The sequence below is a fragment of the Streptomyces graminilatus genome, assembly GCF_001418565.1.
GTDB lineage: Bacteria > Actinomycetota > Actinomycetes > Streptomycetales > Streptomycetaceae > Streptomyces > Streptomyces graminilatus.
On sequence record NZ_LIQQ01000135.1, the window covers coordinates 1 to 1,637 of the forward strand.

Sequence of the window (1,637 nt, forward strand, 5' to 3'; positions counted from 1 at the left end):
GTCGTCGTGGACCAGTTCGAGGAGGTGTTCACGCTCTGCCGGGATCCCGAGGAACGTGTTCGCTTCCTGGACATGCTGGTGGCCGCCCGGGCCCCGGACGCCCGGCTGCGGGTGCTCATCGCCGTACGGGCCGACTTCTACGTTCGGTGCGCCGAGCACCGCGGCCTCGCCGACGCCCTGTCCGGTGCCGGGCTGGTGCTCGGCCCGATGACGGCGGACGAGCTGCGCGAGGCGGTGACCGGACCGGCCCAGGCGGCCGGGCTGCTGGTGGAACGGGAGTTGACGGCCCGCCTGGTGGACGAACTGGTGGACGAGCCCGGCGGACTGCCGATGCTCTCGCACGCCCTGCTGGAGACCTGGCGCCGCCGCCGCAGCCGGATGCTGACCCTCGCCGGGTACGAGGCGGCGGGCGGGGTGCGCGGCGCGATCGCCACGAGCGCGGAGACGGTGTACGCGAGCCTCTCCCCGGAACAGGCGCGGGCGGCGCGGATGCTGCTGCTGCGGATGGTCGAGCCCGGCCAGGGCACCTCCGACACCCGCCGCCCGCTAACCCGCACCGAACTCGACGAGTGGGCGAACCCCGACGTCCCGGCGGTGATGGAGCGGCTGGCCCGGGCCCGGCTGCTGACCATGGACGAGGACGGCGTGCAGTTCGCCCATGAGGCGCTGCTGACCTGCTGGCCCCGGCTGCACGGCTGGATCGAGGAGGACCGGGAACGGCTGCGCCACCACCGGGCCCTGGCCGAGGCCACCCGGGTCTGGCTGGAGGACAACCGCTGCCCCGGCACCCTCTACCGGGGCACCCGCCTCGCGCGCGCCGAGGAACTGTTCCCCGATCCGGCGCTGGATCCGGCGCTGACGACGGCGGAGCGGGCGTTCCTGCTGGCCGCGCTGGACGACCGTGAGGCCGAGGCGCGCACCACCGTCCGCGCCCGGCGCCGCTCACGCGTACTGACCGGTGCGATATCCGTGCTGCTCGCGGTGGCGGTGGTGGCAGGCCTGGCCGGCTGGCAGCAGTACGAGGAGGCGCAGCACGACAGCACCGAGGAAGCGGCCCGCCGCATAGCCGACGCGGCCGACTCGCTGCGCACCACCGACCCACGCGCGGCCCTCCTGCTCGGCGTCGCCGCCTGGCGCACGGCCCACCTCCCCGAAACCCACCGAGCCCTGCTCGGCTCCCTCATCCAGCCCGATTCGGACGCCTTCACCGACCCCACCCCCGGCACCCCGATCCGCTTCCTGGCGAACGCGGGCCGAACCCTGGTGAGCGTGAGCGCAGACGCGGGCGCGGGGGCGGGCACGGGCACGGGCACGGGTTCTGGCTCCGGCCCGGGTTCCGGTACGGGTTCCGGCTCCGGGACTGGTCCGGGTTCCGGCTCCGGGACTGGTCCGGGCTCCGGCACTGGTCCGGGCTCGGGCTCCGGTTCCGGCGCGGGCACAGGCGCGGGTGCGGGGCCGGGTTCCGGCTCGGGCTCGGGCTCGGGCTCAGGCATTGGCTCCGGTGCCGAATCGGGCTCCGGCCCCGGTAAGGGCTCCGGGTCCGGCGCGGCGCCGGGCTCTGGCTCCGGGGCGGGCTCTGGCTCCGGCGCTGGCACCAGTCCTGGCACAAGCTCCGGCACCGGCCCCGCCGCAGGCAC

General features: G+C 75.7%; 1 protein-coding gene. It reads left to right on the forward strand.

The genetic code is table 11. The features are described from left to right. The coding region (locus tag AOK08_RS13055) for an nSTAND1 domain-containing NTPase (RefSeq protein WP_479683322.1) at nucleotides 1-1,637 on the forward strand (1,637 nt) is incomplete at both ends.